The sequence below is a fragment of the Hominibacterium faecale genome, from assembly GCF_020734085.1.
In the GTDB taxonomy this organism is placed as follows: domain Bacteria; phylum Bacillota; class Clostridia; order Peptostreptococcales; family Anaerovoracaceae; genus Hominibacterium; species Hominibacterium faecale.
The window spans coordinates 185,676-200,137 of the sequence record NZ_JAJAGH010000003.1 but is presented as its reverse complement, the minus strand read 5'-3'; the positions used below and the strand labels follow the sequence as shown (position 1 = coordinate 200,137).

General features: G+C 48.2%; 14 protein-coding genes. 3 read left to right on the top strand and 11 right to left on the bottom strand.

All coding sequences use genetic code 11. From position 1 onward, the window contains the following. Positions 1 to 144: 144 nt before the first annotated feature. The 4 genes from LG211_RS03740 to LG211_RS03725 form a co-directional block, all read right to left on the bottom strand. A complete protein-coding gene (locus tag LG211_RS03740; protein WP_269477018.1) occupies positions 145 to 1,143 on the bottom strand; it encodes a zinc ribbon domain-containing protein in 999 nt (332 codons plus the stop codon). A 249-nt stretch (positions 1,144 to 1,392) separates the two neighbouring features. Continuing rightward, a complete protein-coding gene (locus tag LG211_RS03735) occupies positions 1,393 to 3,039 on the bottom strand; it encodes a SulP family inorganic anion transporter (RefSeq protein WP_227754917.1) in 1,647 nt (548 codons plus the stop codon). A 517-nt stretch (positions 3,040 to 3,556) separates the two neighbouring features. Next, positions 3,557 to 4,003 carry a C-GCAxxG-C-C family protein gene (locus tag LG211_RS03730; RefSeq protein WP_148396605.1) on the bottom strand — a complete coding sequence of 149 codons (447 nt, stop codon included), beginning with the start codon at positions 4,001 to 4,003 and terminating at the stop codon, positions 3,557 to 3,559. Positions 4,004 to 4,113: 110 nt separating this feature from the next. Beyond that, positions 4,114 to 4,722, bottom strand: a complete 609-nt coding sequence (locus tag LG211_RS03725; protein WP_148396606.1) for a lactate utilization protein — start codon at positions 4,720 to 4,722, stop codon at positions 4,114 to 4,116. 109 nt (positions 4,723 to 4,831) lie between these two features. Between LG211_RS03725 and LG211_RS03720 the strand changes: the two genes are divergently transcribed. After that, positions 4,832 to 5,203, top strand: a complete 372-nt coding sequence (locus tag LG211_RS03720) for a winged helix-turn-helix transcriptional regulator (RefSeq protein WP_148396607.1) — start codon at positions 4,832 to 4,834, stop codon at positions 5,201 to 5,203. Between the two features lie 443 nt (positions 5,204 to 5,646). Here the strand turns inward: LG211_RS03720 and LG211_RS03715 are convergent, their stop codons facing one another. The 5 genes from LG211_RS03715 to LG211_RS03695 form a co-directional block, all read right to left on the bottom strand. Then, on the bottom strand, positions 5,647 to 6,141 hold the full coding sequence (locus LG211_RS03715; RefSeq protein WP_148396608.1) for a hypothetical protein: 495 nt from the start codon (positions 6,139 to 6,141) through the stop codon (positions 5,647 to 5,649). Between the two features lie 84 nt (positions 6,142 to 6,225). Next, a complete protein-coding gene (locus tag LG211_RS03710) occupies positions 6,226 to 6,723 on the bottom strand; it encodes a hypothetical protein (RefSeq protein ID WP_148396609.1) in 498 nt (165 codons plus the stop codon). Then, positions 6,717 to 8,309 carry a sodium/proline symporter gene (locus tag LG211_RS03705; protein ID WP_148396610.1) on the bottom strand — a complete coding sequence of 531 codons (1,593 nt, stop codon included), beginning with the start codon at positions 8,307 to 8,309 and terminating at the stop codon, positions 6,717 to 6,719. The genes LG211_RS03710 and LG211_RS03705 overlap by 7 nt, the downstream gene beginning before the upstream one ends. Beyond that, positions 8,306 to 8,476, bottom strand: a complete 171-nt coding sequence (locus LG211_RS03700; protein ID WP_227754914.1) for a hypothetical protein — start codon at positions 8,474 to 8,476, stop codon at positions 8,306 to 8,308. The genes LG211_RS03705 and LG211_RS03700 overlap by 4 nt, the downstream gene beginning before the upstream one ends. A 138-nt stretch (positions 8,477 to 8,614) precedes the next feature. Beyond that, positions 8,615 to 10,084 carry a sodium:solute symporter family protein gene (locus LG211_RS03695; protein WP_227754913.1) on the bottom strand — a complete coding sequence of 490 codons (1,470 nt, stop codon included), beginning with the start codon at positions 10,082 to 10,084 and terminating at the stop codon, positions 8,615 to 8,617. A gap of 124 nt (positions 10,085 to 10,208) precedes the next feature. Between LG211_RS03695 and LG211_RS03690 the strand changes: the two genes are divergently transcribed. Together LG211_RS03690 and LG211_RS03685 are read left to right on the top strand one after the other, a co-directional pair. Continuing rightward, positions 10,209 to 11,948 carry a sensor histidine kinase gene (locus LG211_RS03690; protein WP_148396612.1) on the top strand — a complete coding sequence of 580 codons (1,740 nt, stop codon included), beginning with the start codon at positions 10,209 to 10,211 and terminating at the stop codon, positions 11,946 to 11,948. Further along, entirely contained in the window at positions 11,920 to 12,630 is a 711-nt protein-coding gene (locus LG211_RS03685) for a response regulator transcription factor (RefSeq protein WP_148396613.1), read from the top strand. Before LG211_RS03690 ends, LG211_RS03685 begins: the two co-directional genes overlap by 29 nt. On the opposite strand, the gene LG211_RS03680 is transcribed toward LG211_RS03685, so the two are convergent. Together LG211_RS03680 and mgtE are read right to left on the bottom strand one after the other, a co-directional pair. Continuing rightward, positions 12,627 to 12,881: a hypothetical protein gene (locus LG211_RS03680; protein WP_227754911.1), complete on the bottom strand. Its 255-nt coding sequence runs from the start codon at positions 12,879 to 12,881 to the stop codon at positions 12,627 to 12,629. The genes LG211_RS03685 and LG211_RS03680 overlap by 4 nt on opposite strands. Before the next feature lie 10 nt (positions 12,882 to 12,891). Then, positions 12,892 to 14,304 carry a magnesium transporter gene (gene mgtE / locus LG211_RS03675; protein WP_148396615.1) on the bottom strand — a complete coding sequence of 471 codons (1,413 nt, stop codon included), beginning with the start codon at positions 14,302 to 14,304 and terminating at the stop codon, positions 12,892 to 12,894. Between the last annotated feature and the right edge of the window lie 158 nt (positions 14,305 to 14,462).

Here is a 14,462-nt window from a genome sequence, read left to right as displayed (position 1 = left end):
TAGCAAAAGAGCCCCTTATCACCATATAAGAGACTCTTTTCTTATTACGTAGGAAATATCGCCGGCAATATTTCCTGCATATCAACAAAGTCTACTTCTTTTAAGAATCGCGAAGCCTGCTTTGTTCCTTCATATTTTTATCTTCTAAAACAACCGCTCCAAAAGGCTGCCCTTTTCTTCTTCACTGACGGTAACCCGGACGGCTGTATCCGGCGTATAGGTACCGTCCTGCACCTGGCCGCTGCCGATATAGATGAGTTTTCCGTTTTCCAAAGTCCCCATGCAGCCTCCGCCCTCACTGTCGGTGAGCGAAATTCCAAGGGTGTTTGCCAGATCATCCCGGGTCATTTCTGGCTCCATGTTGTAAAACAGGGTATTGAGCGTACCCGACATCTCCATGCAGACTGCATCGGAAGTGGAATAGTCGTCCGGCCTGTCCAAAAGACCCGCCGGAAAGACGGCCTGCAAAGACACCGATTCCACATTCACATATGCCACACCCCAATCTCCGGACCCCAGAGAACCAAACTCAGGCGTTCCCAACGAACCATAGGCATCCGCGATGGCTTTTCCTGTCATCCCCACCAGGTCCACGTATTTTTCCCAGGTATCTTTCTTATGTTCCGTTCCTACCGTCTTTTCATATTGATATTTTTTACCGTCTTTGGTCCATTCCAGCTTGAAAAGATGCTTGCCGTCGTACAGCTCCGCCGCATTGACAGCGCCGTCCTTTATCTCGTAGTTTGCCGTATCAATATATACGGCGTAATTTGTCAGTTCTTGAACAGACCCGTCTTCATAAGTAGCATGCAGGGGATCCAGCACCAATCTGCCGTCTTCAATCTTATAATCATCCTTGAGGTCTACTTCACGAGCCGACTTTATTGCGGTCGCCGGTTTATCTTTTCCATCGCCGGTGTTGCTGCTGCCCATAAAGAAAACAGCGGCCCAAACAGCGGCTCCGCATAGAATGAGGCCGATCAGCACTGACAGCAAAATCCGCTTCCTGTATGTATACAAAAAACGAACGATTCGGCGTTTCCGCTCTGAAACGGGCTCGTCCACCTTATCAGCAGGGGCTCCGCATCGCTTGCAAAAATTAACCCCTTCCTTCATCTCGCTTCCGCATTGGTTGCAATACATCGATTTCCTCCGGTTATCTCGCTCCTCGTATGAAAGTCTGCAATCTGCCATGGCTTTCACATATCCACGAAAACTATTATACCACAACTTCCAGGCTGCGTCGCAGTAAGTTTTAAGGGATTTTACCGTGGCACGCCATAGTCTTTTCGTAAATATTTGAACGGTATCTTTGAAACGATTATAACCAAATAAACCGAATTTCATCATATTTCTACCTGAGGCCCGGTCTTTTGCCGTAACCCGGAGAACCTATGCTTCCACTTCCTTCTGCGCACGGACAATGGCATGCTCCGCACTGTCAAATACATGCTCCGCACCGATTCTGTCGATCAACCCGCCTCGTCTCAGTCCCTCCAGGACCTTAGGCTGGGCGCTGGACAGCATAACGGTGACCCCTTCCTCGGCCAGCTCCTGTTCCAATTCCAGCAGCGCCTGTATCCCTGATAAATCAATGGCCGGAACGCCTCGCATGGATAAAATCAGAACTTCTGTATTACCCAGCTCCGTAAGCTGTTTTTTCAATTTATCCGTAACCGCGAAAAAAATCGTTCCCGTCAGATAGGCCATGCGGATGGTCTTGGATACTTTGGGAATGTGAATGCCGATTTCCTCCAGCCGATCGTTTTCTATGTCCGCGATTGTAATGTCGATGTCCGTCAGCTTTACCACGATCATAAAGGCGGAAAACGCTACGCCGATGATAATCGCCTGGGTTAAATCCAGCACAACAGTAGCCGCCATTGTGATGAAAAACTTCAGCATTCCGGTCTTAAATTTGTGGCTGAAAATAAAACGAATGTTTTCCCAGTCATTCATCCTCCATGCCGTAACGATCAAAATTCCCGCCAATGCGGACAGCGGCACTTCCGACATGACCGGTGAGAGGATGAACATGGAAAGAAGAAGGATCACCGCATGGAAAACACCGGTCAATCTGGTTTCGCACCCGGCTTTGATGGCTACGCTGGTCCTGGCGATGGCCGCAGTCGCCGGTACTCCGCCGAAAAGCGGAATCAAAATATTTCCCACACCCTGTGCGACCAGCTCCCGGTCGCCGTTGATCGTCTCCTTTTTCATCTTTCCGGCCGAAGCGCCGCAGAGCAAAGATTCGATCATTGCCAAAGCCGCGATGGAAAGAGCCGGTACAAAAAAATCCCAAAATTGTGCAAAGTCCAGGCCGGCCAGTGTCAAACGTTCATCTAAAAACAAAGTCTTTGGAATTTCTCCCACCACAGCCACGTTCAGTCCTGCAAAATGGTTGAAAAGCAAGACCAGGATCAAAGCCGCCAAAGAGGACGGCACTTTGCTGTTCCATTTGGCCGGCCACACAATCATGATCAGAATCACCGCCAAGCCGATGCCCATAGCTGCGAAATTAGGGGAAAATCCAGAGGTGAAGTAAGAAAGAACTTTCATAATCGCCAGATCCCCCTTGGATGTGACGCCGAAGAAATTGTCCAGCTGTCCCAATGCGATGATGATTGCAATCCCGGATGTAAATCCGGTAATCACAGAGGACGGAATATAGTAGATGATTCTACCCAGCTTGAGCACGCCGGCAGCAATGAGGATAATTCCAGCAAAAAAACAGGAGATCAAAATCCCCTGCATGCCGTATTTGGCTGCCAGGGTTACCAATATGGCGGTCATGGCTCCGGTAGGTCCGGAAATTTGAAAGGATGCTCCGGAAAGCAGGCTGATGGCCACACCGCTGATGATCGCCGTCACCAGGCCGGCTGCTGCTGTTGCTCCCGAACTGACTCCAAAGGCCAGTGCCAGGGGCAGCGCAACGGCCGCAACAGTAATTCCGGCCATCAAATCCCGGCCCAGCCGCTTCCCGTTATACCCTGTAAATTCCGTTTTCAAATCCTGCACATAATCCTTTATCAAATGCATCGCTTCTTCCCTTCTTTACCATATAAAACAAACTTGATTAAACAAACGGCACAATAAGCAGGTGGTTAAGCCGCCCATATTTGCCATAAACTGTTTTTTACTCATTTGTTATTGTACCATACTTATTTTTTACTATCTTGCTTTTTTTCGATGCGCGGACCGGCCGCCCCGAGAAGCTCCTGCCTCTCCTCCAACCACCTCTGCGGCGTATTGACTCAAATCGGGAAAATTCTATTGAAAGATTTTATTTTTTACGCAATCTTGTGGGTTTGCAGGGCCTGATATTGAAAAGAAGCAGACTTTGCTGCTTCTGGCTGATTTTAAGAGGGCGCAATCGTTGAAAATTGCGTAAAAACTTAAATCCATTTTGAGTTTTTTCCGAAAAACCTATGGCGTTTAGGATTTGAACGAAACATACGCTGCTGGACGCACTCCAGAAATACAGGGCTGCTGCATGAAAAGCAATTTGCTCCAGCAATCAGCCCTTTTCCGCTTTTCCAAATTAACGCCAGGGCTGCTAATCGATGATATCTTCCAGTATCTCGCACGCTGTACAGGCCAGCTTTGAACAGAGGGTTGCGAATAAGTTTTCTTCCATAACCTTATCCCTTTCCTCGGGAACTGTGAGATCATATCCTAGCAGTTCCTTGCAGAGCAAAGAGCCATGGGCTTCCTTAAAAGCCGCTTCAAACTCATTCTTTTTTTCCAACAGCAGGTTCTTCGCTTTCGTATCGCCCGGCTCGCAGTGCCCGTATCGAAGTCCCAAGGCCATCAGTGCGCCCGTGACACATCCGCACCGCTCCCCATTCCACATACCGCCACCGAAAGCTGCCGCGATTTTCAGGGCCGTAGTTTCATCCAACCCCAGTTGGGGAGCTGTTTCTGCTAAAACAACTTGGGAACAATCAATCCCGTTCATGTAACTTTCCAGTGCCTTTTCTTCCGTCAGGTTCGTTTCGATCATAGCCGTGCCTCCTTTGTTTTTTCAATTATCTGTTATTATCTCACAGGTTGAAGAGGTTTTTCAAGATGAACCTTTCTGCAGCAGCCGGAAAGCCGGGGATATTGGGGCTTTTAGAAACCAAGTTCTTCACCGATCAAAACGATTTCCACATCTTCAATGTCGTTCATCTTTTTCATGTAAATTGTCAGTGCGTTGCAGATTCGGTCGGGGCTGGAACAATCGTAACAACGGTCGCCTCTGACCGCACACGGAGTTCTCAGGTTATAGCGCCTCGCATTCTTGGGCGCTGCGATGTTGCGGGCCCGCCACACAGCTTTTTCCAAAGTCGGCTCGATCTTATTGGTGCTGATGATGAAATAAATCTTTTTATGTCCGAATAAGGATCCGGCGATCCGGTTGCCGGTACCGTCGATATTGACCAGTTCGCCTGTTTCAGACATGGCATTGACGGAGGTCAGATAGATATCGGTCGTCAGACATTTTTGTGCGATTTCCAAAAATGCATCATTATCTTTGCTTTGGTTGGGATCGTAGACCGTATTATGAGCAGACAGCTTTTGATAAAGCTCCATCTTGCTCATGGTAGCAGAATCACCAAAGCCAATGATTCGGCCGTCCAGACTGACATCCAGATAATCGGCCGCTTCTTTGCCGGAAGCAAAATAACGCACAGAATAACCATTCTTAATCAGTGCCTCCATTACCGTTTCAATTTTCATATAGCTGCTCCTTTCAAATTGCATTTCCCGTTTTCTTATATTATAATCGTAAGAAACAAATATACAAGTACGCACATTTTTGTACCTTAGATTTTAGAAAGGCGTTTTCATGCAAACCACCTATTCGGGAAAAGAAATCCCCCAGCTGGCCGGCGAAAAATGTTCAGTTATCTATGCTTTAGAAGTGATCGGCGGAAAATGGAAACTACCGATTATATGGAAGCTTTCAAAAAAAGAATCGCTGCGTTACAACGAGTTAAAGCGGGAGCTGGAGGGCATCACCAATGTCATGCTGACCCGCTCCCTCCAGTCCTTGGAAGAGCACCGGCTGGTGATCCGAAAAGAGCTCCAACATATACCGCCTCATGTGGAATATGCCCTGACCGACCATGGCAGAGCGCTGATTCCCGCTCTGGAAGTGATCAAAGATTGGGGGCAGGCTGAAATGGAACGGGTTCAGTCCCTGACTGACGATAGATAGTATCCTGTCCGGCGGGGGCAAAGATGGGCGTTTTGAAGGGAATGGGCGGGTTTGTGTAAAAACTAAAAAAATATATGGAATTTACGCATTTTTCAATGATCGAGCCTTCACAAATTTGCTTTGCAGCAGTCAGCTGCTCCTTTCCTCCAGATGAGGTCCCGCAAACCCACTGCTTTGCGAAAAAACATTAAATTCTTTCGAAAATTTTCCGCAGTCCGCTGCCCTTGCATTCCAGCAAAAGCCGGCGGGTTTCCTGGAGGGCCGAAAACAGGAATATCGGTATCTAAACAAAACGGCATCATTTCTGATACGTTTTTTGAAAACCAATGAAAAAAATATCAGGATCCAATGGTTTAAGGATTAATCCTGATATTTTGTTCTGTGCGGAGTTCCCAGCATGTGTATAAAAGGTCCTCCGGCCCCGACGGGTCCGCTTTCCCTTCTCAGGCTCTGGCCCTTTTTTTCTTGCGGTTTTTCTTATTCATGCCGATTCTGTCAGCTTTGACTTCCTCTGCGCTTCTCGCATACAAGTCTTTGGCCGATTTGCCGGAAGATGGCGGCGGAACATCGAGGCGCTTTTTCCGCAGCGCGTCGTAAAGCACGGTCTTGGCGTGCAGAGACACAGAACGGGAAAAGTTTACCCGGTTATACATCGCCTGCAAACTATCCGGTCCCATCATCCGCTTGACATCGAACGTGATGTTCATAATCTTTGCCGCATTGATGACCGTCTCGTCGGACAACTGGGCATCCAGTTTTTTCAACGACCGTTTGAGCACATTGATGGTGATGACCAGATATATGATGACAAAGGCCATGATAAAAGGCGCTGCCGCCATCATATTGGCCTTCACCACAAGCCCGAAGCCTTCATTGGGCAGCAAGAAATACAAAGCGATAATCGTTGCAAACAATAAGATAAATTTATTGCGGCTCATAATGTTCCTCCTTTAAGCTTGGGGACTGCCCCACCGAGCAGATCGCCGATGCGGCAGCCCCTGCTTTACCAGCAGCTTTTCAGCTTAATGATCCAAAATGGAGATGCCTCCGTCGATTGCGTCCACCATGATATAATAATCGTTCTCCTCATCATCCAGACAATGAAGAATGTAAAACTGTTTGTGAAAGTACTCCTTTTCCATGATGGAGAATTCCGGCGGAGTCAGCAGTTTGGCCTTGCTCAGCTGCTGCTTCAGCACAAAATCGTGGCCGATCCGCTGCCAATCCTTCTCTGTGATCTGTTCATCCAAAGTCAGTTCCTCCTGGATCATGACCTTCTCAAATTCCGGAGTGCCTTTTCCTTCGGCCGCAGAACCGGAAATAAGATCAATGATGCAGTCGCACAGCTTATTCAGCTTTGACCAGGATCTCCTGCCGACGTTGATCTGATACCGGAGAAACACGTAAGGATAATAAACCTCCCGCACATCTACGATATTGGCGTCGCCGTCGCAGTTCCAGAGAATGGTCTTGGCATCCTCGGCCGTGTATCCATTTTTAACAATTTGACTGTTTAACATGTGGCACTAAGTTCCTTTGCATAAGTTCCCTGAAAAACAAACTGTGAAATTGCCTTGCTCTCTGTTGAAAGGTGTTTGGATGTGGCCACCTGCACCTTCTTCGATACATTGGCCTTCTTTCCTTTGGCCCGTTCCATCAGATCGCGCATCTCCTTGCTGGTGGGCTTTCCGAACTGGCTGCCGATGATCATCGCAATCCAGGAAAGGATAACGCCGGCAAAGAACTGGTGGAAACCAGTGACAGCTTCCAATCCCCCGTAGGACCAGATCTGTACCGTAGCCCCGCCCACAATCATCGAAGCGACCGAACCGGTGGCATTGGCCTTCTTCCACCAAACCGCACACACATAGCTGGGAAGGAAGGCGCAGCCCATAAAGCTGAAGGTGTCTACAACCAGATCGAACACACCTGGCGGTTCAAGAATCGCAATCGTGATTCCAACCACGCCGGTAATGATGATCGCTGCTTTGGATACGAATACCACGCTTCGATCGCTGGCATCCGGCCGCAGCCATCTCTTGTAAAAGTCGACGGAAACGATGGTTCCGATCAGCAGCAGCAGCGCCGCCACCGTGCTCATAATCGCCGACATGATAGCGGTCAGAACAATGGCTGATACAACGCCCGGGAACATCAGGTTAGCCAATGTAGGAATGACCATTTCCGGATCATTGAACCCCGGCGCAACTTCCTTGGTCAAAAGAACTACTCCGCACAGGCCCAGGATATACGGCGTAAAGCAGAACAGCTGTGTCCAGATGGTCGCGTATACCACTGTGGTCTTGGCCGTTTTCGGATTGGCCATGGCCATATGCTTGTTAACGCAGTGGGGCAGGCCCATATAGCCGATCAGATAAACCAGCACCGCGCCTGCGATTACGCCCCAGGCGCCTTCATACTCGCCTCCTCTGCCCCAGATGCTCAGGAAGGTAGGATCGATGGCTGCCAGAGACTGGTTGAGCCCGGTGAAGCCTCCCACCTTGATCAGGGAAAGAATCAAAATCGTAATCAGCGAACCGATCATGATGAAGCCCTGGATCACATCTGTCCACGCTACTGCAAAATATCCGCCTACAAATGTATAAAAAAGAATAACTGCGCAGCCTACGATCAGGCCCACGGACAGCGGGAATCCGAATAAGCTCACCAGCGTTTTTCCCGTTGCCAGGAACTGGGCCAGCACATAGCATCCCAGGCCGAATACGGCGATAATACAGGCGATGACTTTAACTGGTATGGATTCGTACCGCTTTTCCAGATATTCGATGGGCGAAATGGAATCCAACAGCTGGGACAATCTTCTCATTCTTCTTCCCAGCACCGATATATTGATCAACCCGCCGCCGGCATCGCCTACGGCGTAGAAAACAGCGAAATAGCCCAGCAGATAAGCCTTTGACGGGCCTCCCATGAACATGAACCCGCTCATGGCCGTCGTCTGCAGCGTCAGTGCGGTTACCAGAGGCCCCATCGACCTGCCGCCCAGCATATAGTCCTCAGAACTCTTGGCGCGGCGGTTCCAGAAAAGCCCCATGCCGATCATACCAATGAAGTAAATGGCCAGCACAACGATTTCCACTCTCATTTAGCCGCACCTCCCCTTCCTTTGACACTTTTTTCAAATTCTGAATCATCGATCTGTTCATCCTGCTTTTTCATGATTCCGTATGCAACAAAGGCCAGAATAATGAAAATGAAGGGCCAGCTCAGCGTTGCGAAAAACGTCGACGCAGGCATTCCTATGATGGTCATAAAACACTCCTCCTCTCAGTAAAAATTGCACATGTAGAAATAATTACAAGGTAATTGTAATAATATTCAAACAATTTGTCGAGGTAAAGCAGTCGCATTTTAATGAAATTTAAGATGGCTTTTAAGTAGATTTAAACTTTATTTAAGGTGGGTAAAAAAAGAATCCCGATAGGCTTGTATTTTCTCCGACGTCGTCTTATCGCCCCGGCAGAGCAGACTGATTGTGATAAACACCAGTCCGTTGACCACCAGCCCCAAGACTGCACAATAGCTGGTTTCAAAGCTGGTCAGCGCCGCAGTGAGGAAAAAAGCCAGGATCCCGCTCCAAAGGCCGAAGAGAGCCCCTCTGGCCGCAGAGCGTTTCCAAAAAAGAGCGCCTAAGACGGGAACAATCAGCTGCATGGATCCGCCCAGTGCAACCACGCCCAGGGAAAAAACACTTTGGGGGATAACCAGAATCAAGATGTAGGCGGCTATGGAGATCAAAAGGACGGACCATTTGGCTACCGAAAGGAGGTTGCGCTCCGTTACCTTGGGGTTGACATATTTTTTATGGATATCAATGGTATAGATGGCAGCCAGCCCATGGATTTGGGAATTGGCCGTGGATAAAATCGCCGCGGCAATACCAATAAAAACGAATGCGCACAATAGGGGCGGCGCATAACGGAGCATCAGGCTGGCGATCAGGGTATCGCCTCCAGCGCTGTTCTCGTTGAGCAGAATACTGGCGCTTCCCGCGAAAAGAGTGCCGATACAGATAATCGACGATGCGCACAGAAGCAGCGGAAGCAGCTCAAAATGTTTTACCGATCCGGCGGAAAAATTGCGAATCCACATCTGTGGGCCCATGAACGCGCCCACAGGCACCACCAGAAACAAGGTCAGCCAGAGGCCGATCCTGGCAGGTCCTTCCTCCCCGCCCAGAGTCACATGGCTCACGTCGTGGGCTACCACTGCCAAAAACATCTCCTCCATCCCTCCGGCTGTCCGCATTAAAAAGACCCCGCAGCCAAGGATGGTAATGATGATCAGCGCCCCGTAAAACATGTCTGTCAATGCCACGGCCCGCAGACCTCCCGCCCAAAGATAAATGACGAGAATGGCGAAAAAGATCAGTCCGCTCACCTGCCAGGATATATAACCCTCGGTGGCGATCTGAATCAGAAAGAGGCCGCCTACCATCTGCACCTGAACATAGATCATGGTAAAGACGATTGTAATACCGGTCACAGTCAAGCTCAGCGCTCTGGAGCCGTAGATATCGTCGAAAAAATCCGCAGGTGTCACATATCCGCGGCATTTTCCGTAAAACCAAATTCGCCTCCCCAAGCCATAAAACAGTACCGCAAAAAGAGCGTCCCAGCCAATGGTAGTCATATAGATGGGGCCCTGTTCATAAAAATAGGAAATTGCCCCCATAAAAGCAAAGGCGCTCATCCAGGTAGCAAACACAGTCGCGTACATAGGAAATATATTCAGACCTCGTCCCTGAAGAAAAAAATCCGCGATTGTCGGCAGTGATCGGTTCCTTGCGATTTCTGCTAAAAGCAGGGGAATAAAGGCAAAGATGCAGATCATCAGCATCACCATTGAATTGGCAGCCATGAGGCAAAACTCCTCCTTGGATAAAATTTCCTTTATTCTATCATAAAGATGGATTATAATAAAGATAGATCTTCGATTTGCAGATGTGCATTTTGAGCGTAAAAAGCGGGATTGGGGGAGTTTGATGTATTTCAGCATACTTTTAGCCTTTGCCCTGGTAACCTTGGCGATTTCCTTTACATACTTTTATATGTTTTCCCGCAGACAGGAACGCTTTATGAAATTCTGGGGGTTTTCCTGGGTTGCCTATTCATTCAGCCTGCTGTTCCTGATCATTTTTATCAACACAGGCAGCGATTTTCTGCTGGAAATACGCAAAGTGGTCGATATGTTCAATATCCTCCTCCTGCTCTTTGGCGTATTTGCATTTATGCATGTAGCCATCCCCACTTACTGGTACCGCTTTTCCCTCTATATGATCCTGCTGGCAGGCATTTGTATGATATACCGGCTTGATCTTTTGTCCTATTACCTGCCGATCAGCCTTTTTCAAATTGCCACAGCTATGGTCATCTGTTACAACGTAGCCCGCTATTGGAGTGTAGCCAGCGTCGAAAAATATGTTGCAACCGTCGTCTTTTTTATGTGGGGTGTGGCAAAGGCGCTGCTTTCCATTATGGAATTGTATTACACACCCATCTTCAACCTCTATATGACGGAAATCATGCTATCTAATATTCTCAATTTCTGTATATTGACCATCTACGTTCAGTACACTCGGCAAGAAGCCGGCCTGACCGAACATCTCTATCAAACTGTGGTTGAAAACGCTTCCGACGCCATCTTTTACTATCGTTTAACACCCTATCACGCCTTTGCCTATGTAACGCCTTCGGTGGAAGCCATCACCGGCTACAGCCCGAAAATGTTCTATGAAGCGCCCCGGCTTTACGTACATCTGGTGAAAGAAAAGTATTTGGATGGAATTGAAGATATTTTTAATGGAAAGATCCAGCACGATGAAGGCCAGGTAGTAGAAATCATTAAAAAAAACGGCGAAAGCTTCTGGGGCGAAATCAAAGCCACGGTGATTACCGGTACAAGCAAAAAACCAGCAGCCGTAGAAGGGATCCTGCGGGACATCACGGTTATGAAATCCGCCCAGCTTGAGCAGATTCAGGCCAAGCATTCCCGCGATCTGCTGCTCTCCTATATCTCCCACGAACTGCGAACGCCGGTTACTTCCATCGCCGGCTATCTGACCGCACTGGAGGACGGGGTGATTCATGAAGAGGGTGAAGTAAAGGAAGCTATGGAAATCATCACTTCCAAGACTCTGATTTTAAAAAAGCTGATCGATGATCTGGACCAGCTCTCCAAGTTGGAAACCCATCAGTTTTCCTTTGAATTCATGACCTGTACCGTTAAAGAGTTGGTGGACCATCTTCTCTCAGAATATTTTTTACAGCTGCGGACATCCGGACTTTCCGCTTCCATCAAATATAGCCGCAGAGAATTGGACGGGCACTGGCTCGTTGCTGATGAAGCCAGAATCAGTCAGGTATTTTCCAACCTGCTGAGCAACGCCATCAAATACTCAGATCAGGATTCCACTCTGTCCATCGTTTTCAAGATCGATGAAACCGAAGATGTTTTTGTAACATCAGTGACCAACACCGGCAGAGGCATCTCCCGCAAGGATCTGCCTTATGTGTTCGACCGCTTTTATCGGGCAGCTCCGGCAGCTCCGGAAGAGAAAAGTCCCGGACGGGGATTGGGGCTGACCATCTCGAAAGAAATCATCAAGTCCCACGGAGGCATGATCTTTGCAGAAAGCATAGAAGGAAAAAGCACCACATTTACGTTTACGATTCCATTATACAAGGAGGATTCAAATGGCACGGGAAAAAATATTAGTAGTTGATGATGAAAAGCCGATCAACAAATTGGTCTGCTCCTACTTGGCAAAAGAACAGTTTTCTGCTTTTTCCGCATATAACGGCAGGCAGGCGCTGGATATTCTGAGACAAGAAAATCCGGATCTGATCATTCTCGATATCATGCTCCCGGACACAGACGGCACGGATTTGTGCCTGGAGCTCCGCAAGATCAGCAATGCTCCCATCATCTTCCTCAGCTGCAAAACCCAGGAAATCGATAAGATTATTGCCCTTTCCGCAGGCGGTGACGATTATATGACAAAACCGTTCATGCCCGGTGAGCTGGTTGCCAGGGTCAAGGCCCACCTGCGCAGGCAGAACACCCTCACTGCCCAGACGCTCCAGACTCAGGACAGCAGTCTCTATGAGTTTGAAGGGTTGACCGTGGATCTGGATGCCCATGAACTCTTTGTGGACGGCCAGCCGGTCAGCGTTACTACCAAGGAATTTGAAATACTAAAGCTGTTAATCGAAAACCCGCGGAAGGTCTTTTCCGCACAGCAAATTTTTGAAACGATCTGGAAGACCAACTGTATGGAAAATGACGCCAGGACGGTCATGGTCTACATCAGCACCCTTAGAAAAAAATTGGAAGCAAGGCCGGACAGCCCCAAATACATCATCAGTGTGCGGGGAGTCGGTTATAAATTCAATCAGTCCCTTTAGCGGTTCTTTTTAAAAAACGCCTGTCTGCCCCATCTGGTGCGCCAGGCAAAGAAAAATACGCAAACCAGATAGGCCCAGCAGCAGATTGCATAACCATAAAGAAAAGGCATACCCAGAATAAAAGGGTATACCCGATTTTTTACAAATAGAATCCCCGGAAATTCGATGGCGCAAAATCCAAGAAGTAAAAGTACCCATATGAGAATCGCTTTTTTTCTGCAATTCTTTTTTTTCAGGCAAATCTTCTTCATAGATATCCTGTCACAGAACCAGAGCGGTCGCCATCAGCATATAAGTAACCACCGATACCATATCGGTCAGGGATGAAATCATTGGCGTTGCCATCAGCGCAGGGTCGATGCCGATCTTTTTCGCCACCATCGGCAGCACGCTGCCAATAATTTTCGCAGCAATGACGATGAGCAGCATGGATCCGCAAACCGTAGCCGCGATCATCGGCCCGTAGCCCCATCCTGCCGGCCCCGGTCCGGCTCCAGCTCCGCCCGGATCCAGCCAGCAGATGCGGATAAAATTGAGCGAGGACAAAACGATTCCAATGATTACGCTCACTCGGAATTCCTTCCAGATTACCCGTCCGATATCGGAAAAATCAATGTCATCCAACGCCAGGCTTCGAATGATCAAAGTCGCCGACTGAGAACCCGAATTGCCTCCCGTTCCCATCAGCATGGGCATATAAGCCACCAGACAGATCACCTGCGACAGAGTCGCTTCAAAGCTGGCGATAATACCTCCAGTTATAATATAGGAACACATCAAGATAAACAGCCACGGCAAGCGGTTGCGCACATGACGCAGCACGCTCATGTCCAGATACTCCGTATCCGAATCATCCATGACGCCGGCCATACGTTCGATATCTTCCGTGGTTTCTTCCTCGATTACATCGAGAATATCGTCTACGGTAATGATTCCCACCAGCCGATGTTCTTTATCCACCACCGGTATGGCTAGAAACCCGTATTTTTTAAAGGCTTCCGAAACCTCTTCCTGGTCGTCGTATACGTTTACATAGACATAATCAGTCCCCATCAGCTCGGAAATCTTCACGTCATCATCATTAATCACCAGTGAACGCAGGGATACGATTCCCTCCAGTTTGCGTCCTTTTTCTTTAACATAACAAGTGTAGACCGTCTCGCTGTCCATTCCTTCTTTTTTGATATAAGCCAGCGCTTCACCGACGGTCATATTATCCTGCAGGCTGATATAATCCGGCGTCATCAGGCTGCCGGCGCTGTTCTCCGGATAGTTGAGAAAGGTGTTGATCAACTTTCGTTCTTCTTTCGGCGTTTTTTCCAGAATTTTATCCACCAGATTGGCCGGAAGTTCTTCCAGAACGTCGATCTTATCATCAAAGTCCAATTCTTTTATAATGTAGCTGATTTCCTTGTCCGTGATCCCGTGAATGATCTCCACCTGGTCTTCGGAAGGCAGATAAGAAAACACCTCGACAGCGACATCCTTGGGAAGCATTCGAAACACGATGATCGTCGATTCCACATCCAGCTTTTCCAGGACTTCCTCCAGAATCTCCCCAATATCCACTTCATTGTTCTTTAAAAGTTCATCTCTGGCCCTGAAATATTGTTTGTTTTCAATATATTCCAGAATTTCTTCTATGACCTGGTCAAAGTCTTTTTCACTGTCCATAGGCGTTCCTCCTTTCTTCACGAAATAGCGGCTTCATTTTACCACAAGATGCGAGCTGTGTCGAGCATCTTTCAGCCCCGCTGCATATCGGAATTTTTGGTCCCTGCCAGGTTTCAATCATAGAGAATATCAGTATTTAATAAACCCAGGAGACTACC